At 64.2% G+C, this 15,907-nt stretch carries 11 protein-coding genes; 8 read left to right on the top strand and 3 right to left on the bottom strand.

Annotation, left to right across the window (positions count from 1 at the left end; all coding sequences use genetic code 11):
• Positions 1 to 82: 82 nt before the first annotated feature.
• Entirely contained in the window at positions 83 to 1,477 is a 1,395-nt protein-coding gene (locus tag AWB75_RS20580; protein ID WP_061125925.1) for a NarK family nitrate/nitrite MFS transporter, read from the bottom strand.
• A gap of 2 nt (positions 1,478 to 1,479) precedes the next feature.
• Positions 1,480 to 2,730: an MFS transporter gene (locus AWB75_RS20575; protein WP_061125924.1), complete on the bottom strand. Its 1,251-nt coding sequence runs from the start codon at positions 2,728 to 2,730 to the stop codon at positions 1,480 to 1,482.
• A gap of 372 nt (positions 2,731 to 3,102) precedes the next feature.
• On the opposite strand from AWB75_RS20575, the gene cyoA reads away from it, so the two are divergent.
• The 8 genes from cyoA to AWB75_RS20535 all read left to right on the top strand — a co-directional run bounded on the left by cyoA (position 3,103) and on the right by AWB75_RS20535 (position 10,585).
• Entirely contained in the window at positions 3,103 to 3,990 is an 888-nt protein-coding gene (gene cyoA, locus AWB75_RS20570; protein ID WP_061125923.1) for a ubiquinol oxidase subunit II, read from the top strand.
• Between the two features lie 3 nt (positions 3,991 to 3,993).
• Positions 3,994 to 6,003: a cytochrome o ubiquinol oxidase subunit I gene (cyoB, locus tag AWB75_RS20565; RefSeq protein ID WP_061125922.1), complete on the top strand. Its 2,010-nt coding sequence runs from the start codon at positions 3,994 to 3,996 to the stop codon at positions 6,001 to 6,003.
• Positions 6,003 to 6,611 carry a cytochrome o ubiquinol oxidase subunit III gene (gene cyoC / locus AWB75_RS20560; RefSeq protein WP_061125921.1) on the top strand — a complete coding sequence of 203 codons (609 nt, stop codon included), beginning with the start codon at positions 6,003 to 6,005 and terminating at the stop codon, positions 6,609 to 6,611. Before cyoB ends, cyoC begins: the two co-directional genes overlap by 1 nt.
• A complete protein-coding gene (gene cyoD, locus AWB75_RS20555) occupies positions 6,611 to 6,946 on the top strand; it encodes a cytochrome o ubiquinol oxidase subunit IV (RefSeq protein WP_061125920.1) in 336 nt (111 codons plus the stop codon). Before cyoC ends, cyoD begins: the two co-directional genes overlap by 1 nt.
• A 191-nt stretch (positions 6,947 to 7,137) precedes the next feature.
• Positions 7,138 to 7,665 carry a 2,4'-dihydroxyacetophenone dioxygenase family protein gene (locus tag AWB75_RS20550; RefSeq protein WP_061125919.1) on the top strand — a complete coding sequence of 176 codons (528 nt, stop codon included), beginning with the start codon at positions 7,138 to 7,140 and terminating at the stop codon, positions 7,663 to 7,665.
• Between the two features lie 69 nt (positions 7,666 to 7,734).
• Positions 7,735 to 9,036: an MFS transporter gene (locus AWB75_RS20545; RefSeq protein WP_061125918.1), complete on the top strand. Its 1,302-nt coding sequence runs from the start codon at positions 7,735 to 7,737 to the stop codon at positions 9,034 to 9,036.
• Between the two features lie 11 nt (positions 9,037 to 9,047).
• Positions 9,048 to 9,776 carry an SDR family NAD(P)-dependent oxidoreductase gene (locus tag AWB75_RS20540; protein WP_061125917.1) on the top strand — a complete coding sequence of 243 codons (729 nt, stop codon included), beginning with the start codon at positions 9,048 to 9,050 and terminating at the stop codon, positions 9,774 to 9,776.
• The gene (locus tag AWB75_RS20535) at positions 9,773 to 10,585 is read left to right on the top strand and encodes an IclR family transcriptional regulator (protein WP_087086706.1); all 813 of its coding nucleotides are present in this window, start codon (positions 9,773 to 9,775) and stop codon (positions 10,583 to 10,585) included. The genes AWB75_RS20540 and AWB75_RS20535 overlap by 4 nt, the downstream gene beginning before the upstream one ends.
• 10 nt (positions 10,586 to 10,595) lie before the next feature.
• Here the strand turns inward: AWB75_RS20535 and AWB75_RS20530 are convergent, their stop codons facing one another.
• Complete coding sequence (locus AWB75_RS20530; protein ID WP_061125916.1) at positions 10,596 to 15,821, bottom strand: autotransporter outer membrane beta-barrel domain-containing protein; 5,226 nt, start codon at positions 15,819 to 15,821, stop codon at positions 10,596 to 10,598.
• Positions 15,822 to 15,907: the final 86 nt, after the last annotated feature.

Here is a 15,907-nt window from a genome sequence, read left to right as displayed (position 1 = left end):
GCGATGCCCGCGCAACCATTCCCCGAAAGGAGGCCTCGATTCGCGTCATGCGAATGAGTGCGCCTAGTCCTTTCGGATTAGTTCAGCACGGCATGTCCGCGTTGCGGCGCGCATAGCAGAACCACGTGACCGCCGCGCATAGGGCATAGAAACCGATGAAGCACCAGAGCGCGGCGTCGGGCGAACCGGTCATGCTCATCGAAGTGCCGAAGCTGCGCGGGATGAAAAAACCGCCATACGCGCCGATCGCGCCGGCGAAACCCAGCACCGCCGCCGATTCCTTGCCCGCATCGTGCAGCGCCTGCTTTTTCGCGACGTCGGGCTTGCCCTCGGCTTCACGCTGCTTTTGCGTGAGGAAGATCACCGGGATCATGCGGAACGTCGATCCGTTGCCGATGCCCGTCAGCGCGAACAAGGCGATGAACATCGCGAGAAAGCCGCCGAAGTTGCCGCCCGCGCCGTCGTGCGGCAGGCAGGCCATCACGCCGAAGACGGCTGCGATCATCGCGAAGAAGGTGATGAGCGTCACGCGCGCGCCGCCGAGCCGGTCCGAGATCCAGCCGCCGACCGGACGCGTGAGCGCGCCTGCCAGCGGTCCCAGGAATGCATAGGCCGTCGGATTCACCGACGGAAACTCAGCCTTCGTCAGCAATGCGAGACCCGCCGAAAAGCCGATGAAGGAGCCGAACGTGCCGATATACAAAAGGCACATCAGCCAGTTGTGCTTGCGCTTGAAGATGACGGCCTGTTCGGCGAACGATGCCTTCGCGTCCGCGATGTCGTTCATGCCGAACCATGCTGCGAGCGCCGAGATGACGATGAACGGCACCCAGATGAAACCCGCGTTCTGCAGCCAGATGCCGTGCTCGACGCCGTTCGCCGTATACGACTGCCCGTCGCCCGCAAGGGCGCCGAACACGCCCGCCGAAATCACGAGCGGCGTGACGAACTGCACGACCGACACGCCGAGGTTGCCGATGCCCGCGTTCATGCCAGTCGCGAAGCCCTTCTCCGCTTTCGGGAAGAAGAAGCTGATGTTGGCCATCGACGAGCTGAAGTTCGCGCCGCCCAGACCGCACAGCAGCGCGAGCACGAGCAGCGTCGGATAGGTCGTCGACGGGTCGCGCAGCGCGAGCCCCATGCCGATTGCCGGAATCAGAAGGCTCGCGGTGGACAGCGCGGTGAAGCGCCGCCCGCCGAAGATCGGCACGAGGAACGAATAGAAGATGCGCAACGTGGCGCCCGACAGCGCGGGCAGCGCGGTGAGCCAGAACAACTGGTCTTTCGTGAAATGAAAGCCGCCCTTGTCGAGACTGACGACGACGACGCTCCACAGCGACCAGACCGTGAAGGCCAGCGCCAGCGCGGGAATCGAGATCCAGAGATTGCGCCGGGCGACCGATTCGCCCGTCGCGCGCCAGAAGGCTGCGTTCTCGGGCTCCCATTTTGTGAGCAGGTAACGTGATGGTGTCGACATGGTTACTTTTTCGATTGAAATGTGAAGTGCATGCAGATCAGGCTGACGGCGGTCGCGCCGAACATCAGCATGAAACAGGTGGTGCGCACGCCGGTCAGGTCGACGAGCAGTCCGAACAGGATCGGCAGCAGGAAACCGGCGAGGCCGCCAGCGAGACCGACGACACCCGAAACCGCGCCGATGTTCGACGGGAATTCATCCGATACGAACTTGAACACCGACGCCTTGCCGACCGCCATCGCGACCCCGACGACGAACATCAGCGCGGTGTAGGCGACCGGTCCCATCGCGATGTGGAACGTGACCGGGGCATCTTTCGCGTGGACGACGAAGTCGGTCACCGGATAGCTCAGCAGGAAGAAACACGCGAGCGCGACCCACATGACGATCCACGTCGTGCGATGCGCGCCGAAGCGGTCCGACATCCAGCCGCCCAGCGCGCGCAGCACGCCGCCGGGCAGCGAAAAGCACGCGGCGAGGAACGCGGCCTGTTCGATGCCGAAACCGTATTGATTCACGTAGTACTGCGGCATCCACAGCGCGAGGCCGACATAGCCGCCGAACACGACCGAGTAGTACTGCGCGTAACGCAGCACGCGCCGGTCTTTCAGGACCGCCATCTGCGCGCCGAAGCTCTGCGTGCCTGCGCTCAGGTGCGCGGGATCGGAGGCGGAGAAGACCCAGAAAAGAAGCGCGGTGACGAGCATCGCCACCGAATAGACCTTCGGCACGATCGTCCACGTGCCCGCGGTGAGAATCAGCACGGGCGCGACGAACTTGGTCAGCGCGGCGCCCGAATTGCCCGCGCCGAAGATGCCCATTGCGAGCCCCTGGCGCGCCTTCGGAAACCAGCGCGCGACATACGGCGTGCCCACCGAAAACGACGCGCCCGCGATGCCGACAAACAAGCCGAGCACGAGGAATTGCCACAATTCAGAGGCGTAGCCGATGAACCAGATCGGCACGATGGTGACGACCATCGTGAAGAAGAACACGATTCGGCCGCCGAAGCGGTCGGTCCAGATGCCGAGCGGCACGCGCGCGAGCGAGCCTGTCAGCACGGGCGTCGCGGCAATGAGGCCGAATTCGGTATCGGTGAGATGGAGCTGCTTTTTGAGAGGGATGCCGAGGATGGCGAACATCATCCATACGGCGAAGCAGATCGTGAATGCGAAGGTGCTCGCGCCGAGTACGCGCCATGCGCGTGTGCCGGTGGAGACTGGACTACTGACGGGTGTGCCGACGACGCTCATCGTCCTTTCCTTGTCGTTGTGACTTGCTCGACAAGGGTACGGAGCGTCGTGCGAAACGCCTATCCGCCAGGCGGATGCAGCGTCGAGATGCCGCTAGTCAACGCGGCGTAGTTCGGACGGCGTAGCGCGCGCTTTCACCACGGTTTATGACATCCCCGATCTCATCCCTTCGTTGTAGACTCCATACCCTTCCGGACGACGGAGAAAGACGCGCCCACCACGCGACACCCTGTCGCATCAGCTTGATCTGAAACAAAATTTCAACCATTCGCGCCATCGCGAAAATTCTTGCATGGCATGATCCTGACGCGGCGCAACGCCGCTTAACGGCGTTCTCCCGGGACGCTCCGATCATAGATACCAGCGAATGCAATGAATGAGAATACCCAACGTTTAGCAGTGCCATTGTTATCGGGGTTGGCAGCCAGTCTCTGTCTTTCGGGATGCAAGCTGGAAGTGTTGGACTCGAAAGGCGTGATTGGCGCAGCGGAATCCTCGCTGATCGCCACCGCGACCTACGCCATGCTTCTCGTCGTAGTCCCGGTGATCCTGTTGACCCTGTTCGTCGCATGGCGCTATCGGGCGTCCAACAAGAACGCCACCTACGCGCCGAAGTGGGCGCACTCCACGGTCATCGAAGTCGTGGTCTGGGCCATCCCCGCGGTCATCATCCTGTATCTGGGCATCCTGACGTGGAAAACCACCCATGAGCTCGATCCGTACAAGCCGCTCGAGTCGAACGTCAAGCCGATCAACGTCGAAGTGGTCGCGCTCGACTGGAAATGGCTCTTCATCTATCCGGACCTCGGCGTCGCATCGGTTAATCAGTTAGCGTTTCCGGTCGGCACGCCGGTGAATTTCCGCATCACGTCGGATTCGGTGATGAACTCGTTCTTCATCCCGCAGCTCGGCAGCCAGATCTACGCGATGGCCGGCATGCAGACCCGTCTGCACCTGATGGCCGACCACGCGGGCGACTACGCGGGCATCTCGGCGAACTACAGCGGCGCAGGCTTCTCCGACATGAAGTTCCGCGCTCTCGCCATGTCCAGCGGCGAGTTCGACGCGTGGGTCAAGAAGGTCAGGACCGCGCCCGAGGCACTGAGCATGGACGTCTACACGGGCGTCGCCCGTCCGAGCGAGAAGGTTGCCGTGCGCTACTTCTCGACCGTCGATCCGAAGCTCTTCAACAACATCGTCGCGAAATACAACTACGGCCGCTTCGATGTGAATGGCGCAAATTGTGTAACCAAGGGGTAAGCCATGTTCGGCAAACTAACGCTCGAGGCCATCCCGTACCACGAACCCATCATCATGGGGGCGACCGTCTTCATGGCGGTGCTCGTGCTCGGTACGGCTGGCCTTATCACCAAACTCGGCAAATGGGGCTGGCTCTGGCGCGAGTATCTGACTTCGGTCGATCACAAGCGCATCGGCGTCATGTATCTCGTCGTTGCAGGGCTGATGCTCGTGCGCGGCTTCGCCGACGCGGTCATGATGCGGATTCAGCAGGCCGTCGCGCTGGATTCGCCCGGCTATCTGCCGCCGCATCACTACGACCAGATTTTCACGGCGCACGGCACCATCATGATCTTCTTCATGGCCATGGCGCTGCTGGTCGCCTTCTTCAACCTCGTCGTGCCGCTGCAGATCGGCGCGCGTGACGTGGCGTTTCCGTTCATCAACTCGCTGTCGTTCTGGATGACGGCCATCTCCGCCATCCTGATCAACTTGTCGCTTTTCATCGGCGAGTTCTCGAAGACCGGCTGGCTCGCGTATCCGCCGCTTTCGGAGACGCAGTTCAGTCCGGGCGTCGGGGTCGATTACTACATCTGGGCGCTGGAGCTGTCCGGCGTCGGCACGCTGCTGACCGGCGTGAACTTCTTCGTGACCATCGTGAAGATGCGCGCGCCCGGCATGACGTGGATGAAGCTGCCGGTGTTCACGTGGACGGCGTTCTGCTCGAACGTGCTGATCATGGCGACGTTCCCGATCCTGACCGTGGCGCTCGCGCTGCTGGCGCTGGACCGCTACATGGGCATGCACTTCTTCACGAATGATGGCGGCGGCAACCCGATGGTCTACCTGAACCTGATCTGGGCCTGGGGTCACCCCGAGGTCTACATCCTGGTTCTGCCGGCGTTCGGCATCTATTCGGAAGTGGTCGCGACGTTCTCGAAGAAACCGCTGTTCGGCTATCGCATGATGGTGTACGCAACGTGCTGCATCATGGTGCTGTCGTTCCTCGTGTGGCTGCACCACTTCTTCACGATGGGCTCGGGCGCGAACGTCAATGCCTTCTTCGGCATTATGACGATGATCATCTCCATACCGACCGGCGTGAAGATCTTCAACTGGATCTTCACGATGTACCGTGGACGCGTGGAGATGACCACGCAAGTCTTGTGGACCATCGGCTTTATCGTCACCTTCACGCTGGGCGGCATGACCGGCGTGATGCTCGCCATTCCGGGCGCGGACTTCGTGCTTCACAACAGCTTGTTCCTGATCGCGCACTTCCATAACGCGATCATCGGCGGCGTGGTGTTCGGCTACTTCGCGGGCGTGTCGTACTGGTGGCCGAAGGTGTTCGGCTTCAAGCTCGACGAAAAGCTCGGCAAGAAGGCGTTCTGGTGCTGGTTCGTGGGCTTCTTCGTGGCGTTCGTGCCGATTTACATTCTCGGCTTCATGGGCGCGACGCGCCGTCTGAATCACTACGACAACCCGGCATGGCAACCGTATTTCACGGTCGCCGCTATCGGCGTGGGCATCATCGCGGTGGGCGTGGTGTTCCAGGTCGCGCAGATCGTCGTGAGCATCATCCGCCGCAATCAGCCTGCGTACCGCGACATCACGGGCGACCCGTGGGGCGGCCGCACGCTGGAATGGACGATGAGCTCGCCCCCGCCGGTCTATAACTTCGCGAATCTCCCCGCCGTGCGCGAGCTGGACGATTTCGCCGATGCGAAGGAACACGGCCGCATCGATACGCGTCCGTACGGCGACATCCACATGCCGTCGAATACGAGCGCGGGTCTCGTGATCGGTCTGTTCGCCATGGCGTTCGGCTTCGCCGCGATCTGGCACATCTGGTGGCTGGCTGTCGCCGGTCTGGTAGGGATCGCCGCGACGGTCATCGGTTACAGCTTCCGTGACAACGCCGGCTTCATCATCCCGGCCGCGACGGTGAAGTCGACCGAAGAGCGCAATCGCCCGCCGAAGATGCCCGCGAAGGCCGGCACGGTGCGCGAACCCGAACTGGAGGCAATGTAATGTCGCAATCGACACTTTCCGCGCAACACGCGCACGGGCACGAACATGAGCACCAGTCGCATTCGGTGTTCGGCTTCTGGGCCTACCTGATGACCGACTGCGTGCTGTTCGCGTCGCTCTTCGCGACCTTCGCGATGTTCGCGATGCAGACCGCCGGCGGCCCCACGGGCAAGGACCTGTTCAACCTGAAGGATGTCGCGTACGAAACCGCGCTGCTGCTCACGAGCAGCCTCACGTTCGGTCTCGCAATGATCTCGGCGCATCGCAGGAAGTCGGGCGCGGTGCTCGCGTGGCTCTTCGTCACGTTCGTGCTGGGTGCAGGCTTTCTGTGGCTGGAAATGCATGAGTTCGCGCATCTGATCGCCGAAGGCGCGGGTCCGCAACGCAGCGCGTTCTGGTCGGCGTTCTTCACGCTGGTCGGCACGCACGGTCTGCACGTCACCATCGGCCTGATCTGGCTGGTCGTGCTCGCTGTGCAGATCGTGAGTAATCCGGAGATGAACGAGCGCGAACTGCGTCGCCTCGCGTGCCTGAGCCTCTTCTGGCACTTCCTCGACATCGTCTGGATCTGCGTGTTTTCCTTCGTTTATCTCGGGAGCGTCGTCTGATGGCTCATACGCATATCAACTCGTCGAGCGATTTCCCGCACGTCACCGTGGGCGGTTATCTGATCGGCTTCGTGCTGGCCGTGGTGCTGACGGCGGCATCGTTCTGGGCCGCGACCTCGGGCGCGTTCAAGGGCGAAAGCGCGATCGTCGCGTTGGCCGTTCTCGCAGCGGTCCAGGTCATCGTGCATGTGGTGTTCTTCCTGCACGTGAACGCGTCGAAGGGACAGCGCTGGCATGCCATGTCGTTTGCTTACACCATTCTCATGTCGCTGATTCTGATCGTCGGCACGGTTTGGGTGATGCATAACGTGCATATGCTGATGATGGCGCGGTAATTTCGTTCACAGTCTTCGAGCGATCCAAAGCGGGCTCCTTCGGGAGCCCGCTTTTTTTTCGGCCATCAATGCACAACCCGGCCGCTGCACGAATTCATCATCTGCTCAAGAATCTTGACAATTCTTTTGACGAGGAACACCATCTGTCCATAATTTGATTTCAACATCCATAATATGGACAAGGAGACGCGATGACCGCGCCAAAGCCAACGGCCGACGCGATGACGCCGTATCAACTTCCCTTCCCCAAGGAAGCTCAAAAGGAAATCGTCGTCGGCAGCGCGATTCCCACCGACGAGCGCGAGTGGGTCCCGCAAGCCGAAAACGTCTGGTTCCGTCCGCTGTGCCTGAACGTGTCGACCGGCTACTGGATGAACCTGTTACGCGTGCGCAAATCCGGCGTGCTGTCGCGCCACCGCCATCCGCAAGCCGTTCACGGCATGGTGTTGAAGGGGCGCTGGCGCTATCTGGAGCACGACTGGGAAGCGACCGAAGGCAGCTATGTTTTCGAGCCGCCCGGCGAAACGCACACGCTCTACGTGCCTGAGGACGTCGAAGAAATGATCACGTACTTCCAGGTGAACGGCGTGATGTTCTATTGCGATCCGTACGGCAACTACACCGGCTACGAAGACGTGTTCACCAAGGTCGACATGTGCCGCAAGCACTACGAAGCCGTAGGACTCGGCGCCGATTTCGTCGATCAGTTCATCCGCTAAAACAACCTCAGCCAACCAAAACCCATCCAACGCCGAAGCCTCGTAGAAGCGCATTCGGAGGAGACAAACATGCTGGAAAAATCACCGCGCCTGAAGCGCATTCAGATCGTCGCGATCACGTTTCTCATGCTCGCGGGCATCGTGAACTATCTCGATCGCAGCACGCTGTCGATCGCGAATCATTCCGTCACGCAGGAACTCGGCCTGTCCGCTTCGCAGATGGGCCTCCTGCTCTCCGCGTTTTCGTTCGCCTATGCGTTCTCGCAATTGCCCGTCGGCGCGATGCTCGACCGTTTCGGCGCGCGCGTCATGCTCGGCCTCGGTATGTTCGTGTGGTCTATCGCGCAGTTGTTCGGCGGGCTGGTCACGAACCTGCATCAGTTTCTCGCGGCGCGCATCGCGCTGGGCATCGGCGAGGCGCCGCAGTTTCCGGCGGGCGCCAAAGTCGTTTCCGAATGGTTCGCGCAACGCGAACGCGGCAAGCCGACGGGCATTTTCGTCACGTCGTCGACGATCGGCCCCGCCCTCGCGCCGCCGATTCTCACCGTGCTGTTGCTCTCGTTCGGCTGGCGCAACATGTTCGTCATCATGGGCGCGCTCGGGATTGCGGTGTCGATCGGCTGGTACATCGTCTATCGCAATCGCCGCGACGTGAAGCTCGAACCGCACGAGCTCGCGCATCTGACCGAAGGCGAACCGGCGCAGCGCACGGAACGCAACATGACGTTCGCGGAATGGCGTGGCCTCTTCGGGAAGGCGACCACGTGGGGCATGATTTTCGGCTTCATGGGCGTGATCTACATGGTGTGGCTGTATCTCACCTGGCTGCCCGCGTATCTCGAACACGAGCGCCATCTGACGATCGCGAAAACCGGCTGGGTCGTGACGATTCCGTATCTCGCGGGCACGCTCGGCATGCTGTCGTCGGGCTTCATCGCCGATGGCCTGATGGCGCGCGGCGTCGCCCCGATCCGCAGCCGCAAGTGGCCGATCTGCTCGGGGCTCATCGGCGGCGCGCTCTTCACCGTGCCGGCCGCGTTCACGCCGAACCTCACGCTCGCGATCGTGTATCTCTCCGCCGCGATGTTCTTCGTCAACATGGCGAGCGGCGCGGCATGGGCGCTCGTGTCGGTTGCCGCGCCGCGCCACATGGTCGCGTCGCTCGGCAGCATTCAGAACTTCGGCGGCTACTTCGGCGGCTCGTTCGCGCCGTTCATCACCGGCCTCGTCGTCGACAAGACGCATTCGTTCGTGAACGCATTCCTGATCAGCGCGGGCGTCGCATTCGCCGCGGCGCTCGTCTACATGTTCGTCGTGCGCTCGCCGATCGAGGACGCCGCGCAGCAAAGCGAGCCCGTTCCCGCCGTATAACTCACATCGTCATGACCTTTCAAGCTGATCTTTTCAAGGGCAAGACCGTCGTCGTCACGGGCGGCACGCAGGGCATCGGCGCGGGCATCGCACAGCAGTTCGCGGCGCTCGGCGCGCGCGTGATCGCGGCGGGCCTCGCGCCCACCGATGCCCGACGCGAAGCATTGGACGACGGCATCGAACTGGTTCATCTCGACGTCGCCGATTCACAAAGCGTCGACGCGTTGATGAAGCGTCTCGACACGCTCGACGTGCTCGTCAACTGCGCGGGCATGATCCGTCGCGGAGACGAGCACGACATCGAAACGTTCGAGCGCGTGATCGCCGTGAATCTCAACGGCACGATGCGCATGTGCGCCGCCGCTCGCCCGCTGCTCGCCGCGACCCAAGGTTCGATCGTCAACACGGCGTCGATGCTGACGTTCTTCGGCGGCGGCCTCGTGCCCGCGTACAGCGCGAGCAAGGGCGGCGTCGCGCAACTGACGAAGTCGCTCGCGATCGCCTACGCCGCCGATGGCATCCGCGTGAACGCGGTCGCGCCTGGCTGGATCGCCACGCCGCTGACGCAAGCGCTGCAGGAGGACGACGGCCGCTCGCAAGCCATCCTCGATCGCACGCCGATGAAGCGCTGGGGCCTGCCAGAAGACGTCGCGCGCGTGACGGCGTTCCTCGCGTCGCCGGCGGCGTCGTTCATGACGGGCACGATCGTGCCTGTCGATGGCGGTTATTTGGTGGCATGATTCGCAGCATCATGCTGACCGATTCTTCGTCTCCCGACGCCGCCAAAGCCACCGGCACCGCCGCCTTCTCGAAGTTCATGGCGGTGCTGCAGCTCGTCGCCGATGCCAGCGAGCCGCCGACCATCGCGCGTCTCACGGCGGCGAGCGGCTATCCGCGCCCGACGGTGTACCGCATCGTCGGCGCGCTGATCGCGGAAGGGCTGGTCGTCGAGAGCGCGCGCGGCGGCTGTTACGCGCTCGGGCCGCGGCTGATGTCGCTCGCGAGCCGCAGTTGGGAGCGCTCGGACCTGCGCATCGCCGCCACCGACGCGTTGCAGGCGCTGCGCGACGCGACGCAGGAAACCGTGCATCTCGCCGTTCGCAGCGCGTCGGAGATGGTGTACATCGAGAAGCTCGAAAGCCCGCATGCGGTGCGCATGGCGTCGCGCATCGGCACGCGCGTCACGCTGTATTCGAGCTCGGTCGGCAAGGCTTATCTGTCGACGCTCGCGCCGGCCGAGCGCGACTCGCTTCTGCAAGGCATCGCGTTCGAGCGCTTCACGCCGAACACGGTAGTCGACCGCGCCGCGCTCGACGCCGAACTCGACGTGACGCAGGCGCGCGGCTATTCGGAAGACCGCGAGGAGAACGAGGCGCAGATTTTCTGCTACGGCAGCGCGATCGTCGGGGCGAACGGCGTCACGCTCGGTTGTGTCAGCGTCAGCATTCCGCTCTTCAGAAAGAGCGCGACGCCGCTCGAAACCTATGTCACGCCACTCAGGGACGCGTGCCGCGCGATTGCGCAGCGCATGAGCCCGGGCACGCGCTAGGCGGGCATCGTCACCAGATGTATCGGGCGCCGAGCAATCCCTGGTAGCTGCGATACCCGCCATCGCCCTGTTGATAGCCGAGGTTGCCCCACACGCGCCACTGCCGCCCGAGTTGTCCTTGCGCGCCGACCTTCACTTCCATGCGATTCTTCGGCCCATCCTGCGACAACACGATCTGGTTGAACGCGATCGAATTGCCGCTCGTGTCGTGCCACCAGTTCAGCTCGACGAAGGGCAGCCACCCCGGCGCGGCCTCCGATGCGGGCGCGTGAAAGAGACGCACGCCGAGGCGCGTCGTGAGCGCATTGACGGTGTCGCCATGCACCACCGTGCCGCTGCCTTCGACATGATCGTCCGCACCGTAATTCGTGTAGATGAGTTGCGCTTGCGGCTCGATCATCACCGGTCCCGTCGATGTCAGCGCGAGAGGAATCGCCCATCCGCCCTCCACCGATCCCGCGAACACGCGGCTCGCGTAGCTTTCGCCATTCAGGAAGGCGCCTTTGACGCTGTTGTCGAAGTGCGCGTATTGAAACCACGTATCGACATACGGCCCGTCCGGTCCGTTCGGATTGCGATGCCAGGTCGCATAGGCGCCGGCGCTCGTGCCGTTCACGTTGCCGCGCGACGTGTTCGGATTGTTCTGCGCGCTCGTGTCCGTGGTGGTCGAGCCGTAGCCCGCCATCACGCCCGCCTGCCAGCGCTGCCCGTTCGCCACGCGATGCAGCAGATCGATGCCGGCCTGCACGATCGCCGTATCGGCCGATTCGCCGATGCGTCCGCCCGCCGCGTTCGTGTCCGTATGGCTGCCCTGCGCGCGCGCCCACGCCGTCGATTCGTTGCCGCTTGTTCCGCTCGCGGCGAACGGATCGGGGAAGCCGGCGCGATCGTGCAAGGTCATGACGAACATGCTGCGCGCCGCGGCCTGATTGCCGAGATAGCCGCCGGGTTCCGGGCGCGGCGTCGGCGGCGATGGCGCATCCGACGACGATCGCAGATACCAGTCGCCATCGCCGGGCGTACTCACGCCGCCTTTGAAGAGCTGATATTCGTACGGGCCCGCGACCGCGCGTCCGTTCAAGGTGAACACGCCGTTGCTTTGGCCATCCACCTGCACGATCTGGATGCCGTTGTTCGTCGCCGCGCCCGCACCGCCCGCGTTGACGACCTTCACCGACGTCTGCCCCGCCGTGTCGCCGTGCACGACGAGACGATCGGTGGCCGAGCCGTCACCGTTCAACACCGTGCTGAGCGTCAGCAGTCCGTTGTTGCCGGTGTAGTTGCCGGCGACGGCGAGCGTGCTCGCGGGCGTCGGGCTGCTCATGCGGATTTCGCCGCCATTCACGAGGGCGCCGCCGACCGCGAACTGTCCCGCCGGGCCGTCGACGAATCCGGGCGCGGCGTCCGCGACTGCCAGCAGGCCATCGTTGACGACCGTGCCGCCGACCCCGCCGTAGCCACCGAACGTGGCCCCGGGCGCGATGGTGACCTGCGTCGTGTTGGCGAGCCGCGCGCCGTTCGCCAGCACGAGCGAACCTGCGTTCACCGCGGTGGTCCCGCCATAGGTCTGCGTGTTCGGCAGCACGAGGCTGCCGCTGCCTTGCTGCACGAGATTGCCCGTGCCGCTGATCGTCTTGCCATACGTGACATTGTCGCTGCGATCGAACACGAGCACGCCGTTATCGACGATATCGCCCGCCACACCGCCGCTCGTCCCGCCCGCGCCGAGTCGCAGCGTGCCCGCGCCGATCGTGGTCGTGCCGGTGAACGTGTTGTTCCCGGTCAGCGTCAGCGTGCTCGCGCCGGTCTTGATCAGGTTGCCGTTGCCGCCGATGACGCCATCGAAGCTGGTGTCGGCCGTGTAGTTCGCCGACAGCGATGCGCCGTTGAGCGCCACGTTGCCCGCGCCCGTGACATTGTTCGCATGCTGATCGAAGCCATTCAGGTCGAAGGTCGCGCCAGGGGCGACGATCACGCCGGCGCTGTTCGCGATGACGTCGCTCGCGCCCGCTTGTAGCGTGCCGCCATTGACGAGCGTCGCGCCCGAATACGTGTTCGCCTTCGACAGGCGCAGCGTGCCCGCGCCGGCCTTCGTAAGCGTCTTGCCGTCCCAGCGCGTCACCGGATTCGCGGACTGATCGGCGAGAACGGCGTCCATGTCGAAGGAATCGGCGGCGTCCGTCATGGTGAACACGCCATTCGCGGTCCGCGGTGTCGTGCCGTGCGACGCGTACCACGTCAAGCCGATTCCGACGGCGTAGTCCTGCGGCGTGTAGGCCGAGGTCAGCGTCAGGTAATCGACGGGAGCCGCCGATCCGCCGATGCGCGTGTTCGCGAACGTTCCCGACAGTCCTGCGGGTGTCGTCGCATGGATTTCGGTGAAGGCGCGCGATGCGAGTTGCGACGCGCTCGCTGCCGCGTCGGCTCGATATCCCGCGACGTTGAACGTCGTGCCGGGACCGATCGTCGCCGTGTTCGCGCTGATGACCGGCTCCGCCGTGCCGGCGACGCTGTTCAACGTGCCGTTCATCGCGAAGGCGTTGCCAACGGCGAGCTGGCTCTGGCCCGACATCGTCGTCGATGCACCGGGCGCCGTCGTGTAATCGCCCGCGGTGCTGAACACGCCGGCTTGCAGGAAACGCAGCGCGCCCGCCTCGACCGATACCGAGCCTTGCGTCGAACCGATGCCGCTCAGCGCTGCGGCGCCGCCGCCCGTCTTGCGCAGCGCGCCGGGCCCCGCCAGCGTGTTGGCGAGCGTGGCGTCGGATGCGAAGTCGATCTGCAAGCTGCTGTTGTTGGTGGCCCTGCCGGCGCCGAGCGCGTTGCCATTGGTCGCGACGAGCGTGCCGGCCTCGATCGACGTGCCGCCCGTATAGAGGTTCGCGCCGGAAAGCGTCAGCGCGCCGCCGCCGGTTTTGGTGAATGCGCCCGCGCCGGCGATCGTCCCGCTGAAAGCCGTATCGGACGTGTTGCGCGCGGTGAGCGTCGCATTGCCGAGCACGACCGCGCCCGCGCCACTCAGGTTGTCGAGCCGCTGGGGAAAGCCGTTCATGTCGAGCACGGCGCCGCTCGCGATGCTCACATTGGCGCTGGCCGCGATCGCGTCGGCGAGATTCATGCGCACGATGCCGCCATTGATCGCGGTCGCGCCGGTGTAGAGGTTCGGGCTGGACAGCAACAGCACGCCCGCGCCGTTCTTGGTGAGCGTGCGGCCATCCCAGCCCGTCGCGAGCACGGGCGTCTGGTCCGTGAGCGGCACATCGACGTTGAACGTATCCGTCGCGTTGCCGAGCGTGAACACGCCGTTGCCCTTGGTCGCGCCCGCGAGCCATGTGAGGCCGAAGCCGACGTGGTAGTCCAGATTGTCGGCGCTCTTCGCCCCGGCGAGCGTCAGATAGTCGACCGGTGCGGCCGTTCCGCCGAACTGCACGCTGGTGAAGTTTCCGGTGATGCCGCCCGTCGTGTGGATGATGTCGAACTGCGTGCTCGTCAGCGCGCTTGCGCGGTTTGGCGCCGATGCGCCGAAACCGCTCACGTTGAGCGCGCCGAGCACGTTCGCGGTCGCCGCGGTGATGATCGGCTCGACACCGCCTATCGCCACGGTCAAGGTCGAGCCTTGCGCCTGCGTGAAGGCCGCGCCGACCGCGAGGCTGGCGCTCGCCGCGATCGTCGTGACCGCGCCGCTCCCGGTCGTATAGGTTCCCGCGTTGAAAGCGCCCGTCTGATTCAGGACGAGCGTGCCCGCATTGACGTCGACCGCGCCCTGACTCGAACCGGCGCCCGTCAGAAGCACCGCGCCGCTTCCCGCCTGTTGCAGCGCGCCCGCACCGCTCAGCACGCCGCCGAACGTCGAACTATCGCTGCGATTGAAGCGAACCACGCCATTGTTGACGATGTTGCCCGTCACGCTGCCGCTCGTGCCGCCAGCGCCGATGGCCAGGATTCCGCCCGCATCGACGGCGATGCCGCTGCCGTGGTTGAGCACTTCGCCACCCAGCGTCAGGCCGCCGATGACATGCAGCGCCTGCACCGATGTACCGCCCATCGCGACCGGCCCGTTCAGCGCCCAGTTGCTGCCCGCCGCGGCGGTCAGTCCGGCGAAGCCGTTGCCGTCCGTCGACGTGAAGCCGCCGTTCTCCGTGCCGGCGCCCGTCAACGTGACGGTGTTGCCGGCGCCGCCGCTGTGGATCGCGACGTCGTTGCCGCCGTCGAGCCTCGATCCTGCGCCCAGCGTGATGGCATTGTTCGAGCCCGCGAGTTCCACCGCAGGCGCCGACGTGCTCTCGATCAGCCCTTGATTGACGAGCGTGCCGTTCTGATTGAACTGGACGCCCGCGCCCTGCGTTCCGCGAATGGTTCCCGTCGCGGAGTTCGTGATGTTGGCGCCCGTGCTGCTGCCGATCTGCACGCCCATGCCGCCGCCGGAAATCACGCCGTCGTTATGGATCGTCGCGGAACCGGCTGCGATAACCACGCCCGCGCCCGCCGCGCTCTCGATGATTCCCGTGCTCCTGTTGTTGACGTTCTGCGTGGACGTGCTGTGGCTCTCCACGCCGGATCGATAAGCGCTGATCGTGCCATCGTTGTTGATCGTGGCGGTTCCCTGTTCGATGTCGACGCCCCGGCCGAAACTGGCGTCGCCCCCGCCGGTCCTGATCGTCGCGCCTGCGTGGTTGTTGATCGTCACGTCGCCGCTCGTGAGCACCTGAACGCCGCCAGCCGTTGCGCTGAGCGCACCCGCGCTGCCATTGTTCAAGGTGCCGAAATTGTCGACCGTTCCTCCACTGGCGCCTTCGAACGAGACGGCCCAGCTCACCCGCACGCTGATGTCGCCGAGATTCACGAGACTGTTTCCGCTTCCGCCGCCGTTGAAGAACACGCCGCGCGCATTGCCGAGAAGCTGCCCCGTGGCCTGATTGGTCAGGTTCCCGTCGACATCGAGGCGAATGGCGGCGGCCGAGTTGTCCGTGGAGCTGATCACGGTCCCCGCATTCAGAAACGAAACAGGTGCGATGCCTTGTACGGCGATGGCGTCTCCCACGGATGTCGTGACCGTCGTTCCGGCGCCGAGCACATAGGACGTATCGGTGGAAAGAATCTGCCCCGTCGAGCTCGAGTTCACCACCGTGACCGCCTGCACCACCGACGCAAACGTCATCAGCGCCACCGCGCTCAATGGATGCAAAGCAAGGGGCCGGCCTGCACGAGACGTCATATTGCGTTGATGATCGATCATGCGCCGGTCCCCGATTGGCGTGCCGATGCGAAAATCGCCGGCACAGCGATGCTTGCAAGCACGCTGGTTCGAATTCGACCTCACGG

It is taken from the genome of Caballeronia catudaia, assembly GCF_001544755.2.
GTDB lineage: Bacteria > Pseudomonadota > Gammaproteobacteria > Burkholderiales > Burkholderiaceae > Caballeronia > Caballeronia catudaia.
The sequence above is the reverse complement of the archived record's forward strand: the minus strand, read 5'-3'. Positions and strand labels throughout refer to the sequence as shown.